The organism is Candidatus Kaelpia aquatica (assembly GCA_030765335.1).
GTDB classification, from domain to species: Bacteria; Omnitrophota; Gorgyraeia; order Kaelpiales; family Kaelpiaceae; genus Kaelpia; species Kaelpia aquatica.
Genome location: JAVCCU010000026.1, coordinates 14130 through 31997 on the forward strand (window position 1 = coordinate 14130; position 17868 = coordinate 31997).

Sequence of the window (17868 nt, forward strand, 5' to 3'; positions counted from 1 at the left end):
ATGAGTTTTTTATATTTAGAACAGAGAATGTCTTTAATCAAAGAGAACTATTGGGAGGCAAGGTTTCAGAGTACATTAAAAGCAGAGATGGTAGCAAATGAAGAGCTTACATGTAAGATTGCGGGATTAGAGACTCCCTCTATGCTGGAGGAGAAGCTTTTGGTTTCAAAGCCTGACTTTAGTTTTGCTAAATCGGTAAGGGTGGTTAGAATTCCTTATCAGAGAATAGGTAGAGATGAAGAGGAGTATAATGTAGGCGGTAGAACATCTTTTGCTAGTGAAATTCCCTAAAAAATTTTAAGACTAAATTGCTCGATGTAAAAATTTTAAGACTCAGGTTCTTTCTTTTTTTACTTCTTGCTTTAATACTCGGGAAGTTGGTTTATCTGCAGCTAATAAAAGGAGATCAGTTTTACCAAATAGCCCTCAAACAACAGGAGAGGTATTTAATAGTCAGAGGGGAGAGAGGCAAGATTTTTGATTCTTGCGGCAGGGTTTTTGCTATGGATAGAAACATTTATTCGATATTTGCTGATCCAAGCAGGGTGTCTGATAAAAAAGCGGCTGCTATCAAAATAGCAGCTGTACTTGATATGGATTTTAAGTTAGTTTCAGAAAGATTAAATAAAGACCGCATGTTTGTGTGGCTTAAGAGAGGCTTAGAACATGATAAAGCTCGGGAGTATCTTAAAGAGATTGACTTAAGCGGAATAGGAATTAAAGTTGAGAGAAAGAGAGTATATCCCCATGATGCTCTTGCTTCTCAGGTGCTGGGCGCAGTTGACATTGACAATAGAGGTATATCCGGACTGGAGTTCCATTATAACGATATGCTAGAAGGAACTGAAGGGTATAGGCTTACTTTAGGTGATGGGAAAAATTTGACTCTAAATGGGTTCACGACGACTTATATGCCTCCCAAGAACGGCAACACATTAGTACTTACAATAGACCAGGTTTTACAACATTATGCTCAGGAAGAAGCTAGGCAAGTTTATGAGAAGTATAAAGCCAAGAGGGTTTCTATCGTTATTATGGATCCTCACAATGGAGAGATACTCTCTCTTGTAAATATTCCAGCCTTTAACCCTAATAGGATAACTGATGCGGATTTAAGCAATATGAGGAATTTTGCTATTTCAGATCTTTTTGAACCTGGTTCGGTTTTGAAAGTCATTACAGCCGCCGCTCTCTTAGATCAAGGGCTCCTAAGATTGGAGGATAAAATTTATTGTGAGAATGGAATCTATAAAATGGGTAGGAGAATATTGCATGATTATCATGCTTATGGAGATTTAGATTTTAAGTCTGTAATAGTCTATTCAAGTAATATTGGGGTGGCAAAATCAGTGATGAAGATGGATAAATATGAATTCCATGAATACTTAAGGCTTTTTGGTGTTGGTGAGCCTACAGGCGTAGATTTGCCTGGGGAGTCCGGGGGCATATTAAGGGAGCCTGGTGATTGGTCTGATTATAGTCAAGTATCTATTGCAATGGGTCAAGAAGTAGCTGTTAATTGTTTGCATCTTGGTAAGATTATGAGCATAATAGCTAATGGAGGCTATTCCGTGGAACCTCATATAGTCAAAGAGGTGAGGGATGAGAATGGGTTTAAAGTAAAAAGCATGACCCCATCTAAGGGTGAGAGGGTATTGAGCTTAGAGGCTGCAAATAAGATGCAGCTCCTATTGCAGGAAGTGGTTGAGAGCGGTACCGGCAGGCATGCTAAAAGCAGTCTTTATAGTATAGCCGGTAAGACAGGTACAGCCCAAAAGGCTAATTTAAAAGATGGTGGATATCATAAGAATAGGTACGTTGCTACATTCATGGGTTTTCTCCCAGTTGAAGATCCTAAGATTGTAATCGTTGTAACAGTAGATGAGCCGCAGCCTATACATCTTGGCGGCGTAGTATCTGCTCCGGCGTTTAAGAACATAGCAGAAAAAGCAATGTTATATTTAACGGTTTCTGAAAACAAGAGAGGGGTTTCTAATGCAGTTAAGCAGAGTTTTGTCTGGAATTGATTTTCAATCCAGGAATTTTCAAAATTTAAATTTAAAAGGAATAAGCATCGATTCTAATAAAATTCAAAGGGATTTTATGTTTTTGGCTATTAAAGGTGAAAATAGAGATGGACATGATTTTATTTATCATGCTATAGAGCGCGGGGCTTCGGTTATACTTGTAGAGGAAGGCAGGTTCAGTGAGGTTGTTTTTTCCGGAAGAGTTGTACTCATTGAAGTTAAAGATCCAAAGGCTGTTCTGGCAAAAGTAAGTTCTAATTTTTACCAGACCCCCGAAAACTTACTGTATATGGTAGGCATAACAGGGACAAACGGTAAAACTACTATAAGTTTTATTTTAGAACATATTTTTAAAAAAGCAGGATTAACTACTGGATTAATAGGTACTATCTGTTACAGGATTGGCAATAGAGAGATTCCTGCTTTTAACACAACTCCCGATGCAATCACCATTAGGAGGTATATTAGAGAGGTTGCGGATCTATCGGGAGATGCGGTATTTATGGAAACATCTTCTCATGGTCTTATCCAGGGTAGGCTTAAAGGGATAGGTTTTGATAGTGCTGTATTTACAAATTTAGATAAAGATCACCTCGATTACCATAAAGATATGGATGGTTATTATCAGGCCAAGAAGATTCTCTTCACAGAGCTCTTAAAAAAAGATGGTTTCGGAGTTATGAATTTGGATGATCCTTACGGTAGGCGGTTATATGAAGATATTTCTCAAGAAAAAGTGAGTTATGGATTTTCAAAAGATGCAGACATAGCAGTTTTAGATCACAAGCTGGATATTAAAGGCACCTCTCTTAGAGTTAAAATTTTTGGAGAAGTATTCAGTTTCAATACCCCCATGATCGGTATTCACAACATATACAATATCTTAGCAGCTATTGGTGTGGCCATAAGGTATGGATTGGATAAAGAATTGGTCGTCAATGCGATAGAATCTTTTAAGGGTGTTAGAGGGAGACTGGAAAGAGTGTTTGGGTCTTCTGAAGTCAAGGTTTTCATTGATTATGCCCATACTCCAAAAGCATTAGAAGAGATGCTTAAGTTGTTCAAGAGTTTAAAGAAAAACAATCTCTGGGTTGTCTTTGGTTGCGGCGGAGATAGGTATAAGGATAAGAGGTCTCAAATGGGACGTATTGCCTCTAGTCTGGCAGATAAGATTATAGTCACAACGGATAATCCCAGAAGTGAGAACCCGCTCAATATTATAGAAGATATAAAAAAAGGATTGGGTCAATTAGGTTCCGATTGCTGTATAGTCCCTGACAGAAAAGAGGCTATAGAGAAAGCGGTATATGAGTCACAGAAAAACGACATAGTGCTTATAGCCGGCAAAGGTCATGAAAAGTATCAGTTGGTAGATAATCTGGTTATTCCTTTTGACGATAAAGAGGTAGCTAAAAAAGCTTTAGCTATGAGGATTATGGAAAGAATGGCAAATGTCTGAATTGCCCTGCTCAGAGATCAGAGAATGTTTAAGCACCTTTCTATTAGATATAAATAAAGAGAGTTTGCCTGCTGTCGGTTTTTCAATTGATAGCAGAACTATTCAGCCAGGTGAAATATTTATTGCACTTAAGGGTCTGAACTTTGATGGCCATAGCTTTATAGATGAGGCTGTCTCAAAAGGGGCGCAGGGGGTAATATATCAAGATGATAGCGCGATCAGCGATCTAAAGAAGAGCGGCAGGTCATCTCTTTTTAAAGTCAGTGATTCTTATGATTTTATATATCAACTGGCAAGATATAAAAGAAGTAAGTTTAGATTTCCTATAATTGCAGTTACAGGCAGTAATGGTAAGACAACAGTCAAAGAGCTTACAGCTGCATTTTTAAATTCCAAATTTTCTACTTACAAGAATTATCTTAATCAGAACAATATTCTAGGACTCTCTTTAAATATTCTCAACTGTAATATTGATTATGATTATGCAGTTTTTGAAATAGGGATCTCAAGAGAGGGTGAGATGGACATGCTTCTGGACGTATTAAAGCCTGACCATGGTCTGATTACCAATATATCTTCAACTCATCTTGAATTTTTGAAAAATGAGGAGAATGTTTTTAACGAGAAAATAAAGCTTTTTGAATTTTTAAAAAAAGGAGCGCTTGCCCTCTATTCTAAAGATCAAAATTGTTTTAAAAATTTAAATAGTAGGGTAGGAGCTGGTCTTAGGTTTAAAACGTTTGGTTTTAAAGAAGATAACGATTGCTGGTTAAGGGTAGACAAGGTACATGTAGATGGTCTTAAGTTGAATTATAGGGGTAATCTTAGTTTAAGCTCAAATTTGCTGGGATATAAAAACGGTTTCAATATATCTGCAGCAATCTTGATTGCGATGGAGTTTGGCGTAGGTCTAGATTCTATCGCCAGAGTTTTATCTGAATTCAAACCCTTGAGCGGTAGAATGAGCTATGAAAAGTTTTTCAATGTCGATATCATAGATGATAGCTATAATTCTAGCCCTCAGGCTTTAGCTGCAGCTTTAGATTTTATTTCAAGCTTAAATTATAGTGGATTGAAGTTTGCAGTATTATCTGATATGTCAGAGTTAGGCAGAGTCTCAGAGAAAAAACATTTAGAGATTGGAATTTTTGCGGCTAATTTAGATATTGATTATTATTTCTGTTACGGTTCTGATATAGAATTTTTTATTAAAGGACTTAAGAGCGGAGGCTTTCCCGAGGAGCGGATTTTTCTTTTGGACCAGCAGGGTTTAGTAGAAGACCTCACAGCAATTATCAAGAGTTCTAAAGAGAGTTCTATGTTGTTTTTTAAAGCTTCTCATGACATGCATATTGATGATATTATTAAAAGAGTCAAAGAGAGAATTGTTTAAAAATGTTCTATAGAATAATTTATCCTTTAAAAGATATTTTTTTTGGTTTTAATCTTTTTCAGTATATTACTTTTCGTTCAATAATTGCATCTGGATGTTCTTTTTTTATTTTCGTTCTCTTCTATCCAAAGTTTGTGCAGTATCTGATTAAAAGAGGTTTGGTTGAAAGTGTAAAAAGAGAGAAATGTGAAAAGCTCTATAAGTACCATGCTCACAAGGAAGGTGTTCCTACTTCAGGCGGTATCCTGATAATATTCTCAACCGTTATTGCCACTCTGGTTTTTGGAGACGTCTTAAATCATTATGTACAGATTGCCTTGCTGGCTTTTCTCTCCTTGGGAGCCTTGGGTTACTGGGATGATATATCTAAAATTAAGAATCAGAAGAGAGGAATATCGAGAAAATCTAAGATATTAATTCAATCCTTGGTAGGTGCTATTGTTGGAGGTTATCTTTATCTAAGATCGGATTATAGTACGGTATTAGAGATTCCTTTTTTAAAAGATTTTGTTTTTAATATCGGTATTCTATATATCTTTTTTGTGATACTTGTTATCGTAGCCACCTCTAATGCTGTAAATCTTACCGATGGTCTAGATGGTTTAGCTGTCGGATCTGTCATAATAGCAGCAATTGCTTTTGCGATAATGGCATATCTTGCTGGCCATTTTAAGTTGAGTCACTATCTTTTAATATCTTATGTAGAGGGATCTGGAGAACTTGCTGTATTTCTATCTGCATTGGTAGGAGCTTGCTTTGGTTTTCTTTGGTACAATGCCTATCCGGCTGATATTTTTATGGGTGATAGCGGCTCTATGGCTTTAGGAGGTGCTATAGCTACTGTTGCAGTAGTTATTAAAAAAGAGCTCCTTTTGCTGATAATAGGAGGTCTTTTTGTAATTGAGACTATCTCTGTTTTAATTCAAGTCTTAAGTTTTAAAACGCGGGGCAAGAGGGTCTTTTATTTTGCTCCAATACATCATCATTTTCAGATTAAAGGGTGGGCGGAGCCTAAAATAATAGTTCGTTTCTGGATTATATCTATTCTTTTTGCTCTTTTGAGCTTGCTCACTTTGAAGTTGAGATGAAATGGATAATATTTTCTGCGTAGTAGGCCTGGGTGAGAGCGGATATGCTGCTGCTCAGCTATTGAAGAGAAAAGGTTTCCGTGTTAAGGTAACTGAATCTTCAGACAACAGAGAGCTGAAAAAAAAGGCTTCCTATCTCTTGGAATCTGATGTTGATGTAGAGCTGGGGGCGCATAATGAGGATTTTTATAGAGATGCTGCGCTATATATACTCTCACCTTCTATCGACAGCAGTAATCCGGTTTTAAAATATGCCAAGAGTCATAATATTCCTGCGATATCAGAGATAGAGCTTGCCTGGATGTACTCTCCGGCTAAAGTTATTGCAATAACCGGGACAAATGGCAAAACATCAGTCTCGACCTATACTCATAGAATTTTAAATAAAATGGGCTTTTCAGCTGTTCTTGCAGGCAATATAGGTATTCCATTTTCTTCCTTAGTATTAGATCTGGATAAAGATGATTTAGTTGTTTTGGAGCTTAGCTCTTTTCAGCTTGAATATACAGTCAATTTTCATCCTTACATAGCTGTTCTTTTAAATATTTCTCAGGATCATTTAGATAGACACAAGAGTATGGATAATTATTTAGGAGCAAAGTTTAAGATTTTTTCTAATCAGAGTCCAGATGATATTGCAATAGTTGATCTAGCTCAGAAAATGATTAGAGAGAGGGGTAATTCGATTTTGGCAAAACTTGTAGATATTTCAGCTTTTAAATCCTCCAAGATGAGTCAGAACCAAAAAGTAGTCTACCTTATAATGAAAGCTCTTGGGTTAGAAGGCAGGCAGCTGCTCTCTGAGATTAAGAAACTGAAGAATCTGAGTCATAGGAGAGAGAACCTTGGTTGTGTAGTTGGAGTAAGATTTATAAACGATTCTAAGGCTACAAATCCTCATGCTACCAAATGGGCTTTGAGTAATATTGATTCCGATGTGGTTCTTATTGCAGGCGGAAGAGATAAAGGTACTAATTTTAGAATAGTTAAAGATGAAGTTTCAAGCAGAGTTAAAGCTTTAGTATTAATAGGCGAGGCAAAAGAGAAGATAGCCAGCGCAATAGGCGGCTTTGTCGAAGTTGTAAAGTTTGCTGACGATTTAGAAGATGCTATTAATATATCACTAAGGGAGGCATCTTCTGGCGATACAGTCTTGCTCTCTCCTATGTGTTCTAGTTTTGACATGTTTAAGAGTTATGAGGAGAGAGGTAATTTGTTTAAAAGAATAGTAAGAGATTTACAGAGATGCAAAAATTAAAATGGAGAGTCATTCTTTTAAGTTTTATTTTAATATCTGTCGGGGCCGTATTTCTTTATAGTTCTTCAGGCATATATTCTGAGATGGTCTTTGAAGATAGTTTCTATTACTTAAAACGTCAATTGCTGTTCATGCTTCTAGGCTTAATAACTTCCATAATCGTCTATAAAGTAGACCTCAATAAAGTTGCAGGTCATAGCAGAGGGCTTCTCTTTTTTGGGTTAGCAATGCTTGTATCTGTTCTTCTGTTCGGCATACGTGCTGGCGGTGCTCAAAGATGGTTTAGGTTAGGTAGTTTTGGTATTCAGCCTATAGAGTTTGTGAGGATAATATATATAATCTATCTGGCAGCATTTTTAGAAAGAAAGAGATACCTTTATAAGAATTTTAGCAGAGTATGTTTGCCGGTTTACTCTATTACCGCTATTTTAATGTTGCTTCTGATACTACAGCCTGATTTCGGGAATGCTATCTTTATAGCTTTAATCAGCATCTCTATGCTCTACTTTACTGGAATTCCTTTTAAGTTTTTTTTCTGCACCCTTTTAGGGGCCATACCCTTTATTTCTATAGCATTTTGGAGGCTGCCTTATTTAAAATTAAGAGTATTGGGGTTTCTTGCTCCCTGGCGTCATCCTGAGAGCATAGGTTTTCAGTTAATACAATCTTTTATAGCTATAGGCTCAGGCAGATTATTTGGTCATGGACTAGGCTTATCGCGCCAGAAGCTCTTCTATCTTCCTCAAGCACATAATGATTTTATATTTTCAATCGTTGCAGAAGAGCTTGGTTTTTTAGGAGCATTGTCCCTGCTTTTAGTTTATGTTTTTTTGATTTGGAATTTTATTTCTATTTTGAGTAGAATAGGAGGGTTATTTAAAAGATTACTGCTTACAGGATTGATTATTTCTTTTAGTTATCAAGTAGCTATTAACATTGGAGTCTGCTTAGGGTTGTTGCCGACCAAAGGCTGCCCTCTTCCTTTCATAAGCTATGGCGGCTCCTCTATGATAGCGAATATGGTTCTAGTCGGGTTGATTTTAAATATAGCTAAGAGCGGATCTAGTTTTAGTGAATAATATTTTGTATCGTCTGTTTTAAGCAGTAGGTTGGAAGTTATTTATGAATAGAGAGAGTGTTTTTTTATTTACAGGAGGCAGCGGTGGACATGTCTATCCGGCTCTAGTCTTAAAAGAAGATTTAGAGTCTCAGGGTTATAGGACGATTTTATTTGTAAGTAACTTTTCTAATTTTAAAGCGGAGCCAGGGATTAGAAGTTTTAAGGTGTCTAAGTCAAAACCATTGGCTTTGATTCAGTCTCTCTATATGTTTAACCATCTCTTGATGCTCTTTATTTTAAGGAAGACCAGGATTGCTGTAGGATTTGGCGGGTATTATTCATTAGCTGGAATAGTAGCTGCAAAGGTTCTTAGGAGGAAGACTTTTATATATGAGCCCAACATGGCACTGGGGCGGGCTAATAAAATACTAGCTTATTTTATAGACAGGATTTTAGTCTTATGGCCGGAGATATCCTTAAAACCCGAGCTAGAGCCTAAGATTAGAAGAATAATGCCTTTGATAAAAAAAAGGAGCAGTGTAGTTGTAAAAGATAAGCGAGGTCTATTCTCTGTTCTGTTTGCAGGCGGTAGCTCTGGCTCAATGTTTTTAAACAATCTTTTTACAGAGATTATTCAAAGCGATTTCTTTAAAGGCCAAGACTTAAAGCTTGTTCTTATAGCAGGAGATAAGTTTTATCATAAAGTCAAAGAGAGGGTTGATAGTTTACATATTAGCAGCAATATTAATGTGGAAGTTTATGGTTTTCGCAACGATGTAGAAATTTTTATTGATGAATTTGATTTTCTTATTTCCCGTGCCGGAGCTCAGGTGATAGTTGAATCAATTTTCTCTGAGATTCCAACGCTCTATATTCCTTATCCTTATGCTGGTGAACATCAGCTTCAGAATGCGAGGAATATACTGAGTAAAAGATGTTGTTTTATTATCAGGCAGGAGTTGGCAGATGTGAAAGCTGTTGTTAGGTTTATAAAATATCTGGCAAGAAATAGGGAGAGTTTAAATCGGACAAAAGATAGATTACGGCAGCTTAAGGATGATTTCAAAAAAGCGGATAGGTCTATTGATATTATTTTAAAATGAATAGGGATATTTCTTATTATCTAATTGGTATCTGCGGTATAGGCATGAGCTCACTGGCCCAGCTTATCCAAAGCAGAGGTTTTAAGGTCCGAGGTTCCGATGCAAATCCTGATATTCAAATAAAAAGAAAGCTGAACTCCTTAGGTATTGAAGTATATCCTCTTCATAAAGCCGGGAGGATTAGAGAAGGAGACATAGTTGTCTATTCAACAGCTGTAGGGAAGAGCAATCCTGAGTATATCGAAGCCAAAGAGAAGAAGTGTGTTCTGCTGCACAGGACATCTGCTTTGGTTGAGATGTTAAAGGGCAGGAAATCTATTGCTGTTACAGGGACCCATGGTAAGACGACAATGACGTATCTTCTTGCTTCTGTTTTAAGAAACTATGGTTTTGATTCGGGAATGATTTTAGGAGGTATATCAAAAGAGATAAATAATAATTTTATTTTCTCCGATTCAAGTTATATTTTGGAATTAGATGAGAGTGATAGGAGTTTTAAGGTTCTAGATCCTGACTTAAAAGTATTTACCAGCTTGGATAATGACCATCTTGAGTTTTACAATAATGATTTCTCTGAGTTAAAAGAAGAGTTTAGGCGCTATATGCAAAAAGAAGGAACTAATATTATATCCGCAGACGATGATTATTTAGTAGATCTGGCAAAGTTAAGCTCTGTGAAGTATTTTAGTTTTGGATTTAGATCCAACGCTGATTATAGAGGTGAATTAGTAGATAAAGGAGATTTTTTCTCAAAGATAAAACTTTATAAAAACGGTAGCTTTATAACCGAATATACCGTTCCTCTTATAGGCTATAAGAATGCATCTAGTAGTTTAGCGGTATTTGCTCTTGCCGATATTTTAAAATTAGATCTTCTAAAGATTGCAGAATCTTTTTCAGGTCTCTGCGGTATTGAGAGAAGGTATGATCTAAAGTTTTGTTCTAGAGCTGTAACTCTTATGGAAGATTATGCCCACCACCCTAAGGAGATAGAGGAAGCGATAAGGACAGCTAGGGAATATTTAAAACCACTGAGGGTTTTGGTTGTTTTTCAGCCTCATAGGTATACGAGAACAAAGATGCTCTGGGATGATTATAAGACCTGCTTTAAAGGCGGGGATAAGGTCTACATCAGTGATATCTATTCAGCCTTTGAAGATGTTGTTCCCAGTATAAATTCTAAGATGCTGGTTGAGAATATAGGGTCTTCCAATGTTAAGTATGCTAAGATGGATGAGCTTATAGACCTATTGCTGAATGAAGTTAGGGAGGGTGATATTATTCTTATCTTAGGTGCTGGGGATATAAATAAGATTTCGGAGAGATTAGGTGAAGGATTGTTGAATGTTAGATAGCACTATTTTTGATGGCTACGGGTATTCACTAAGCCCTGCTTTTTTGCTTGAAATTTCAACACTAGAAGAGCTGAAGGATGCTATTTTAGATTTAAATAGTAAATATTTAAGATATAGAGTTTTTGGGAGATTAAAAAATGTAGTCTTTGCTAGTCAGCGGAGTGATATAGGTGTTCTAAAGTTAAGCGGAGCTATCTTTAAAAAGATTAAAAGAGAGGGAGATATTTTGAATATTGGAGCAGGGGTAGATATTTCTGAGTTAATGAGATTCTCTATAGATAATTCAATCGGAGGGTTAGAGTATATGGTTGGCATCCCTGCTACTATAGCCGGAGCAGCCGTTGGAAATTCGGGAGCTTTTGGAAGAGAGATTTTTGAGAACATAGTTCAGGTTGAATGCTTAAATACCAAAGGAGAATTATTGATTTTAAATCGCGAAGAGATAGATTTTAAATATCGAAGTTCTAATTTGGAAAGTTTTATTCTGACCAAAGTGTTTTTGAAGATTACTCTGGGGGCTAAGGCAGAGATAAAAGAAAACATGAGAGTTTATATAAAGAAGCGGTTTAATACCCAAGATGCAAGAGGTCTTTCCTGCGGTTGTTTTTTTAAAAATCACCCAGAACATAAGGCAGCTATTCTAATAGACTCTCTGGGTCTTAAAGGCTACAGGAGGGGCGGAGCAGTTGTATCTGACAAGCATGCCAATTTTTTAATCAGCCTAGATAATAGCTCTTCTGAAGATATTCTGTCATTGAAAGATGTCTTGCAGAGAAGAGTTTGGAAAGATAAGAGAGTTTGGTTAATGCCTGAAGTTGAACTGATATGGTAGTAGATTTAAAAAAATACAGGATTGGAGTTTTAAGAGGAGGGCCTTCTTCGGAGCGGGAGATATCCTTGCTTTCAGGGGAGTCAATTTTAGAGATTTTAGAAGAGAGAGGTTTTGAAGTTATAGATATTATAGTTCCAGAGAGAAAAGATAGGCAGTATTTAAAAAGTTGGATTCTAAGAGTCTTAAAAGAAGAAAAGGTAGACGTCTGCTTTATAGCGCTGCATGGATGGTTTGGTGAAGATGGAAATATTCAGAAAATATTGGATGAATCCAGCTATCTCTACACAGGATCTGGTGAGCATGCCTGTAAAATATCTATGGATAAGATAGCTTCGAAAGATGTTTTTGAAAGTAATCTTATACCAACACCGCGCTATTTTATAGTAGACTCTAAGAGCAGAGTGGATTGGTCCCTACTTAAATTCCCGGTTATCTTAAAGCCTTCTTCTCAGGGTTCAAGTATAGGGGTTTATAAAATCAAAAATAGTACGGAAGCAGAATCTCTTATACCTGAGGTTCTCAATTATGATGGAAGAGTTTTGGTTGAGGATTTTATAGAAGGAATAGAGTTAACCGTTGGGATAGCAGAAGATAAACCTCTTGCTGTGATTAAAATATCTCCCTCTGGCGATATCTATAATTATGAAGTTAAATATACCGATGGTTTAAGCAGCTACTCAATTCCGGCTGATATAGATGAAGGATTAACTGAGAGAGTTCAGAGTTTAGCCCTTAAGGCTCATCGGGCGATGGGATGTAGTATGTTTTCTAGAGTAGATATGCTATATTCAATAGTTGAGGATGAGGCCTATGTTTTGGAGGTCAATACCATTCCCGGATTTACGAAAGTCAGTCTTTTGCCTAAAGCTGCCAAGGCTTCTGGAATTGAATTTGACGAGCTAGTATTAAAAATGTTAGAATCTGCCTTCAAGGAAGAGAGATGTTCAAGAAAATAGATTACGAGAAAATAAAAACCGCGCTCTTTTTTTTAAGCTGGGCTTTCTTAATTCTGTTGTTGGTTTGGTTCTTCGGTATTATGCAGGATTACAAGATCTCTTCGTCTAGTTTTAGAGTAAAAGATGTCAGCGTTATTTTTAGTGATGGATCAGAGTTAGATAAAGACGATGCGTTTAGATATTTAAATATTAAAAAAGAAGACTCTATTTTTAAGATAGATCCAGTGGTAAAAATTAAAGAGGTTTTTAAGAAGCATCCGGAGATACTTAAATTAAGCCTCCATAAGCAGATGCCAGGCAAGATTACAGCTAATGTTACAAATAGAATTTCTGTGGCTCAGGTTCATTTAGGGCGTTATTATCCTCTGGATGCCGAAGGTTTTGTATTGCCATTTCCTAGTAATTTCCGTATCGAATCCCTGCCTCTAATTAGAGGGGTAAATCCAGGTGAGGTTGCGGTGGCTAGTAGTTCTGACAATACTAAGATAGGCATAGCTTTAGAGTTGTTAAATTTGATAGATCTTCTTTTGGGTACAAGAGATATCAATTTTGATATCGATGTCAATAGTATTGAAGATGTTAACCTCGTACTTATTAATGATATTAAGGTCAAACTAGGTAAAGGTGGTTTTAAAGATAAACTGATGCGCTTAAAGTTGGTTTTAGACGATATGGAAGCTAAAAAGTTAAACCCAGCTATTGTAGATTTGAGATTTGATAAGGCTGTCTTAATACCGCGTTGAAATTAAAAACTAAGAGAGGTTTAAATGCTTAAGTACGCTTTAGATATTGGTTCTACCAAATTGAGGTTTGCTGCTGCAGATTTTATAGCTGGTGAGTTGAAAATTTTGGGGTCTCTAACATCTAAAGTAGAAGGTTATTCAGGGGGGGTGATAACTGACTATAAAAAGTTATTTTTCTCTATTTTAAAGATTATAAAAGACTTCGAAAAACAATATGATAGTAAACCTAAAAAAGTTCTGCTTAATTGTTCGCATCCGGATAGTAAATTCTATCATTTACGAGAATCTTTTCAGAGAAATATTCCCGAGCGGCCTATTTCAAATAAAGAGTTAGAGCGCTTTAGGAATCAAGTCTTACAGGATAAGATCGGTTTTGAAGAAAAAGAGATATTGATCCAGATTGAAGAGTATATCATAGATGGGCAGAGAGGGGTCGTAAACCCAGAGAGGATGGCTGCAAAAAGCGTAGAGATTTTACTCAGTGCTATTACTATCCCAGTTAACTTTTTTAACAATATTCTTTCTATTTTTTCAGAGATAGGAATAGAGCTGGAAGCCATTATTCCAGAGGCTATAGCCAAGGCCAGTCTCTATTTGAATTCAGAAGACAAAGAGGCAGGCGTAATGCTTTTAGATCTTGGGTGGTCTAAAGCTAAGATGGTTCTCTTCAAAGGCGGTATATTAAGAAATAGCATTGTTTTTGAAAGCGGTTTTGATGATATTTTCAAAAAATTTAAAGGGATATACCACTTAGACAATATAGAGGCAGATAGGATTTTAAATGAAGCTATGGTTACAGAGAAAGAGAGCATAATGCTTCAAAGTGAAGAAGGCATAAAAGAGATCTCTGTTGAAAATGTACTCCAGATCATAGATAGGGGTTTTAGAAAAAATCTCTACTTCATTAAAAAGACTATGGATTCAAAAGAGATTTTCCATCTTCTTGCAAGGGGAATATTGATAACAGGAGGCTCCATTTTAGAATATCCGAACTTAAAAGATATTGCGGTGGAGATTTTAAAGCAACCAGTTGTTATTAAGCAAGATAAAGCTTCTTCTCTATCGCCAGATTATGCAGCTGTGCTTGGAATGTTCAGTTATTCGTTTAAAGAGGAAGTAGATTTTAATGAGAGAAATAACGGGTATAGTTTTGCAAGAAAAGGTTTAGGTAAGATTTATCAAATCTTTGATAAGTATTTTTAGTCTGTGAAAATACTTCAAATAATTACTCACCTGGAGATGGGCGGTGCTCAAAAAGCAACTCTTCTTTTATCGCAAGAACTTATAAGTAGAGGCCATGATGTTGTTGTCCTATCTTCTGTTCGAGGCGGATTATTAAAAGAGTTTAGAGAAAAATTAGGACCAAATTTCAGAAGTTTATGTTTTTTAAAAAGAAGTGTAAATCCTGTTTTTGACCTCTTAGCTTTCTTCTCGCTCTTTATTTACATAAAAGAATTCAATTTTGATCTGGTTCATACGCACTCTTCTAAAGCTGGCATTTTAGGGCGTTGGGCTGCTTTCTTCTCGTCTGTTAAGTCTGTCCATACTGTCCATGGTTTTGCTTTTCATGATTATCAAAATTTTATTTTGAGACATTGTTCTATTTTGATTGAAAGAGTCACGGCTCTTATATCAGATAAGATTATACTTGTATCCGAAGAGGTTAAAAAAAAGGCGCTTAAGAATTCTATAATAATCACTGAAGAGAGAGCCGAGGTTATCTATGAGCTTGTTAAGATTCCCCCGGTCGATCCTATTGTAAAAAATAAAAATTTTTTTACAATAGGTATGGTTGCTCCATTGAAAACACAAAAAAGGCCCGAAGATTTCCTGAAATTTGTGGCATCTTTAAGCAGAATACGTAAAGATGTAAGATTTGTTTTAGTAGGAGATGGTAAGTTAAGGCCGAAGCTGGAGATGATTGCAAAGAGATACGGAATTCTGGACAAAGTTGAATTTAAAGGCTGGAGAGAGGATGCTTATGCTATAATGCAATCTTTCGATATCTTTGTGCTTACCAGTATCTTTGAGGGGCAACCACATGTAATAATAGAAGCGATGTCGTTATCAATCCCAGTAATTGCCACTGCGGTTGACGGAGTAAAGGATTTGATCTCTCAAGGCGAGAATGGATTTTTAGTCAAACCTTTCAAATATAACGATATAGCGCTCTTGGCGAATAGGCTATTAGATGATAAAGTATTAAGAGGGTCTGTTGGGTTTAGAGGATATAGTTATTTAAAGACCGAGAAGAGGTTTGACTATATTGAAAATATTAGTAAAATCGAAAGATTATATAATTCTATAGTAAAATGAATAGGGTAGAAGTTTTTAACATAATGCTTGTCTGTTTCGTATTCTCCTTTTTCTTTTCTAGTTTTTTCTATAAAAAGAAAATTAAAGTAGGCAGAAAGGAGCAGTCTACGCACGGTGGAGTTGTAATTTTAGTGACAGTTCTTTTGGGAATATTAATATCTCCTTTAAGAGATACTTACTATGTCTGGAAGCTGTTCCTGCTCTTCTTCTTAATGTTTCTACTAGGTTTTATCGATGATTATAAACATCTCTCTCCTTACCCAAAGTTAATTGCCGAGATCTTTGTAATACTTCTTGCACTTTTTATGGGTTTTAAAACCGAAATCATATATTTCCCTGGTTATCTCAATTACCTTGTTTCTCTGGTTTGGATTTTAATTTTAAGCAATGAGTTTAATTTTTTAGACATAATGGATGGCCTCTCTTTGGGCAGCGTTATAGTTATATCTTTGACATTTACAATAATCGGCTTGATAAACTTCCAGCCTTTTAATCTTCTTTTTGCGGCAATTGTTCTGGCCTCCTGCTTGGGTTTCTTTCCTTACAATTACCGTAAAGCATCTGCTTATCTTGGAGATAGCGGCAGCTTATCGTTAGGTCTGCTTATGGCTATCTTAGCTATATCGTTTAGTTATACGCGAGAAGATAGACCTATGGTCTTATTAACCCCTGTTATTATATTCGGGCTTCCTATTTTTGATTTTTTATATCTTACTATAAGGAGGGCCTGGAAAAGGAAATCTATCTTAAGAAAGAGCCCTGATCACCTTGTAATACTTATGCATATTAATGGAGCCTCCAGGAAAAGAATAATATATAAGTTCTGGCTTATATCCGCAGGTTTTGCTTCTACAGCATTACTGCTTCAGTTTGGTTCGAGTTTTTTAGGTATCGCTGCACTGATTATATCTATATTTCTTTTCTTTGAAATTGCTTTACGATGCTATAAATGAAAAAAAGCGTAAACAATTTAATTCTTGGCTCAGGTATAACAGGGCTGAGCTGCGGCTTACATCTAGAGAATTTAAGTAATAAAAAAGATAGCTGTTTGTCGAACTATTTAATCCTTGAAAAAGAAAATAGTGTTGGAGGTTTAGCTCGCTCCATCAAGAAAAAAGGTTTTATATTTGACTATAGCGCTCATCTCCTGCATTGCAGGGATCCATATTTTTCAAAATGGGTAGAGAGTAATCTTAAGAAGAATCTTAAGCTTCACAAGAGAAATGCTTGGGTGTACTCACATGGGGTATTTACCAAGTATCCTTTTCAGGCGAATTTCTATGGCTTGCCTAGGGATGTAATAAAAGATTGTCTTTTGGGACTCTTGAGCTTAAATGGTTTTAAAGATAGTATGCCCAGTAATTTTGAAGAGTGGTGTTACAGTAAATTTGGCAGCGGAATCTCTAAGCACTTTATGATTCCTTACAATGAAAAGTTTTGGAATATAGCAGCTAAAAAAATTACGTTAGAATGGATAGATGGTTTTATACCTCAGCCGCAGCTTAGGGATATGGTTAAAGGAGGATTTGAATATTCCCATAAAGAGTTTGGCTACCATAGTAAATTTTACTATCCTGTCAATGAAGGGATAGAGCTTTTAGTGAAGAAGATCAGTTCGCAATGTAATAATATAGCACTCAAAGAAAAAGCAGAAAAGATAAACTTAAAAGAGAGATGGGTTCTAACTTCTAGAGGTAGAAAGATTTACTATAATAATCTAGTCTCTACTCTTCCCATGGTGGATTTAAACGATATGATTATTGGAATAGATGACAATATCAGTAATCTTTTTAGTAAGCTAAAGTATATATCTGTTGTTAATATAAATATGGGTATAAAACGGCCCAATATATCAGATAAAGATTGGATCTATTTCCCAGAAGATAATTTCTCTTTTTATCGCATTGGGTTTCCGATGAACTTTGCCCCTTCTTCTACACCTAGTGGTTTCAGTTCAATATACATAGATATTTCTTATTCAGATCCTTCAGCTATTAATAAGGGGAAAGCAGGTATGGTTGAGCGGGTAAAAGCTGATTTGATCAAACTGGGTATTATTGGAGAAGAAGAAAATATCCCAGTTATAGATTATAATGACATAAAATATGCTTATATACTTTATGATAAAAATTGGTCTCATGCTCGAGGTGGGATTATCGATTATCTTTTAAAAAACTCTGTATATCCTGCTGGGCGGTTTGGTTCTTGGAGCTATCTGTCTATGGAGGGGTGTTTTTTAGAGGGTAAGAGAGCAGCTAACATGCTGAAGAGATGAAAC

General features: G+C 36.1%; 16 protein-coding genes. All 16 read left to right on the forward strand.

Translation table 11 applies throughout. The annotated features are described in order from the left end of the window. Entirely contained in the window at nt 1-291 is a 291-nt protein-coding gene (locus P9X27_04645) for a hypothetical protein (GenBank protein ID MDP8253672.1), read from the forward strand. A gap of 86 nt (nt 292-377) precedes the next feature. Next, nucleotides 378-2027 carry a penicillin-binding protein 2 gene (locus P9X27_04650; protein ID MDP8253673.1) on the forward strand — a complete coding sequence of 550 codons (1650 nt, stop codon included), beginning with the start codon at nt 378-380 and terminating at the stop codon, nt 2025-2027. Continuing rightward, on the forward strand, nt 1996-3486 hold the full coding sequence (locus P9X27_04655; protein MDP8253674.1) for a UDP-N-acetylmuramoyl-L-alanyl-D-glutamate--2,6-diaminopimelate ligase: 1491 nt from the start codon (nt 1996-1998) through the stop codon (nt 3484-3486). The genes P9X27_04650 and P9X27_04655 overlap by 32 nt, the downstream gene beginning before the upstream one ends. Further along, entirely contained in the window at nt 3479-4879 is a 1401-nt protein-coding gene (murF, locus tag P9X27_04660; GenBank protein ID MDP8253675.1) for a UDP-N-acetylmuramoyl-tripeptide--D-alanyl-D-alanine ligase, read from the forward strand. The genes P9X27_04655 and murF overlap by 8 nt, the downstream gene beginning before the upstream one ends. A gap of 2 nt (nt 4880-4881) precedes the next feature. Beyond that, a complete protein-coding gene (gene mraY, locus P9X27_04665) occupies nt 4882-5967 on the forward strand; it encodes a phospho-N-acetylmuramoyl-pentapeptide-transferase (GenBank protein MDP8253676.1) in 1086 nt (361 codons plus the stop codon). Nucleotide 5968: 1 nt separating this feature from the next. Continuing rightward, the gene (gene murD / locus P9X27_04670; GenBank protein MDP8253677.1) at nt 5969-7225 is read left to right on the forward strand and encodes a UDP-N-acetylmuramoyl-L-alanine--D-glutamate ligase; all 1257 of its coding nucleotides are present in this window, start codon (nt 5969-5971) and stop codon (nt 7223-7225) included. Then, nucleotides 7213-8304 carry a putative lipid II flippase FtsW gene (gene ftsW, locus P9X27_04675; protein MDP8253678.1) on the forward strand — a complete coding sequence of 364 codons (1092 nt, stop codon included), beginning with the start codon at nt 7213-7215 and terminating at the stop codon, nt 8302-8304. Before murD ends, ftsW begins: the two co-directional genes overlap by 13 nt. Before the next feature lie 43 nt (nt 8305-8347). Continuing rightward, nucleotides 8348-9388: a UDP-N-acetylglucosamine--N-acetylmuramyl-(pentapeptide) pyrophosphoryl-undecaprenol N-acetylglucosamine transferase gene (locus tag P9X27_04680; GenBank protein ID MDP8253679.1), complete on the forward strand. Its 1041-nt coding sequence runs from the start codon at nt 8348-8350 to the stop codon at nt 9386-9388. Beyond that, complete coding sequence (gene murC / locus P9X27_04685; protein ID MDP8253680.1) at nt 9385-10743, forward strand: UDP-N-acetylmuramate--L-alanine ligase; 1359 nt, start codon at nt 9385-9387, stop codon at nt 10741-10743. Before P9X27_04680 ends, murC begins: the two co-directional genes overlap by 4 nt. Next, the gene (gene murB, locus P9X27_04690) at nt 10733-11575 is read left to right on the forward strand and encodes a UDP-N-acetylmuramate dehydrogenase (GenBank protein ID MDP8253681.1); all 843 of its coding nucleotides are present in this window, start codon (nt 10733-10735) and stop codon (nt 11573-11575) included. The genes murC and murB overlap by 11 nt, the downstream gene beginning before the upstream one ends. Then, on the forward strand, nt 11569-12531 hold the full coding sequence (locus tag P9X27_04695; GenBank protein ID MDP8253682.1) for a D-alanine--D-alanine ligase: 963 nt from the start codon (nt 11569-11571) through the stop codon (nt 12529-12531). The genes murB and P9X27_04695 overlap by 7 nt, the downstream gene beginning before the upstream one ends. Beyond that, a complete protein-coding gene (locus tag P9X27_04700) occupies nt 12516-13274 on the forward strand; it encodes a cell division protein FtsQ/DivIB (protein MDP8253683.1) in 759 nt (252 codons plus the stop codon). The genes P9X27_04695 and P9X27_04700 overlap by 16 nt, the downstream gene beginning before the upstream one ends. Before the next feature lie 24 nt (nt 13275-13298). After that, on the forward strand, nt 13299-14477 hold the full coding sequence (locus P9X27_04705) for a hypothetical protein (GenBank protein ID MDP8253684.1): 1179 nt from the start codon (nt 13299-13301) through the stop codon (nt 14475-14477). Between the two features lie 3 nt (nt 14478-14480). Beyond that, nucleotides 14481-15590, forward strand: coding sequence for a glycosyltransferase family 4 protein (locus P9X27_04710; GenBank protein MDP8253685.1), 1110 nt, complete (start codon nt 14481-14483; stop codon nt 15588-15590). Further along, complete coding sequence (locus P9X27_04715; protein MDP8253686.1) at nt 15587-16543, forward strand: MraY family glycosyltransferase; 957 nt, start codon at nt 15587-15589, stop codon at nt 16541-16543. Before P9X27_04710 ends, P9X27_04715 begins: the two co-directional genes overlap by 4 nt. Further along, complete coding sequence (locus P9X27_04720; GenBank protein MDP8253687.1) at nt 16540-17865, forward strand: FAD-dependent oxidoreductase; 1326 nt, start codon at nt 16540-16542, stop codon at nt 17863-17865. Before P9X27_04715 ends, P9X27_04720 begins: the two co-directional genes overlap by 4 nt. Nucleotides 17866-17868 lie beyond the last annotated feature (3 nt).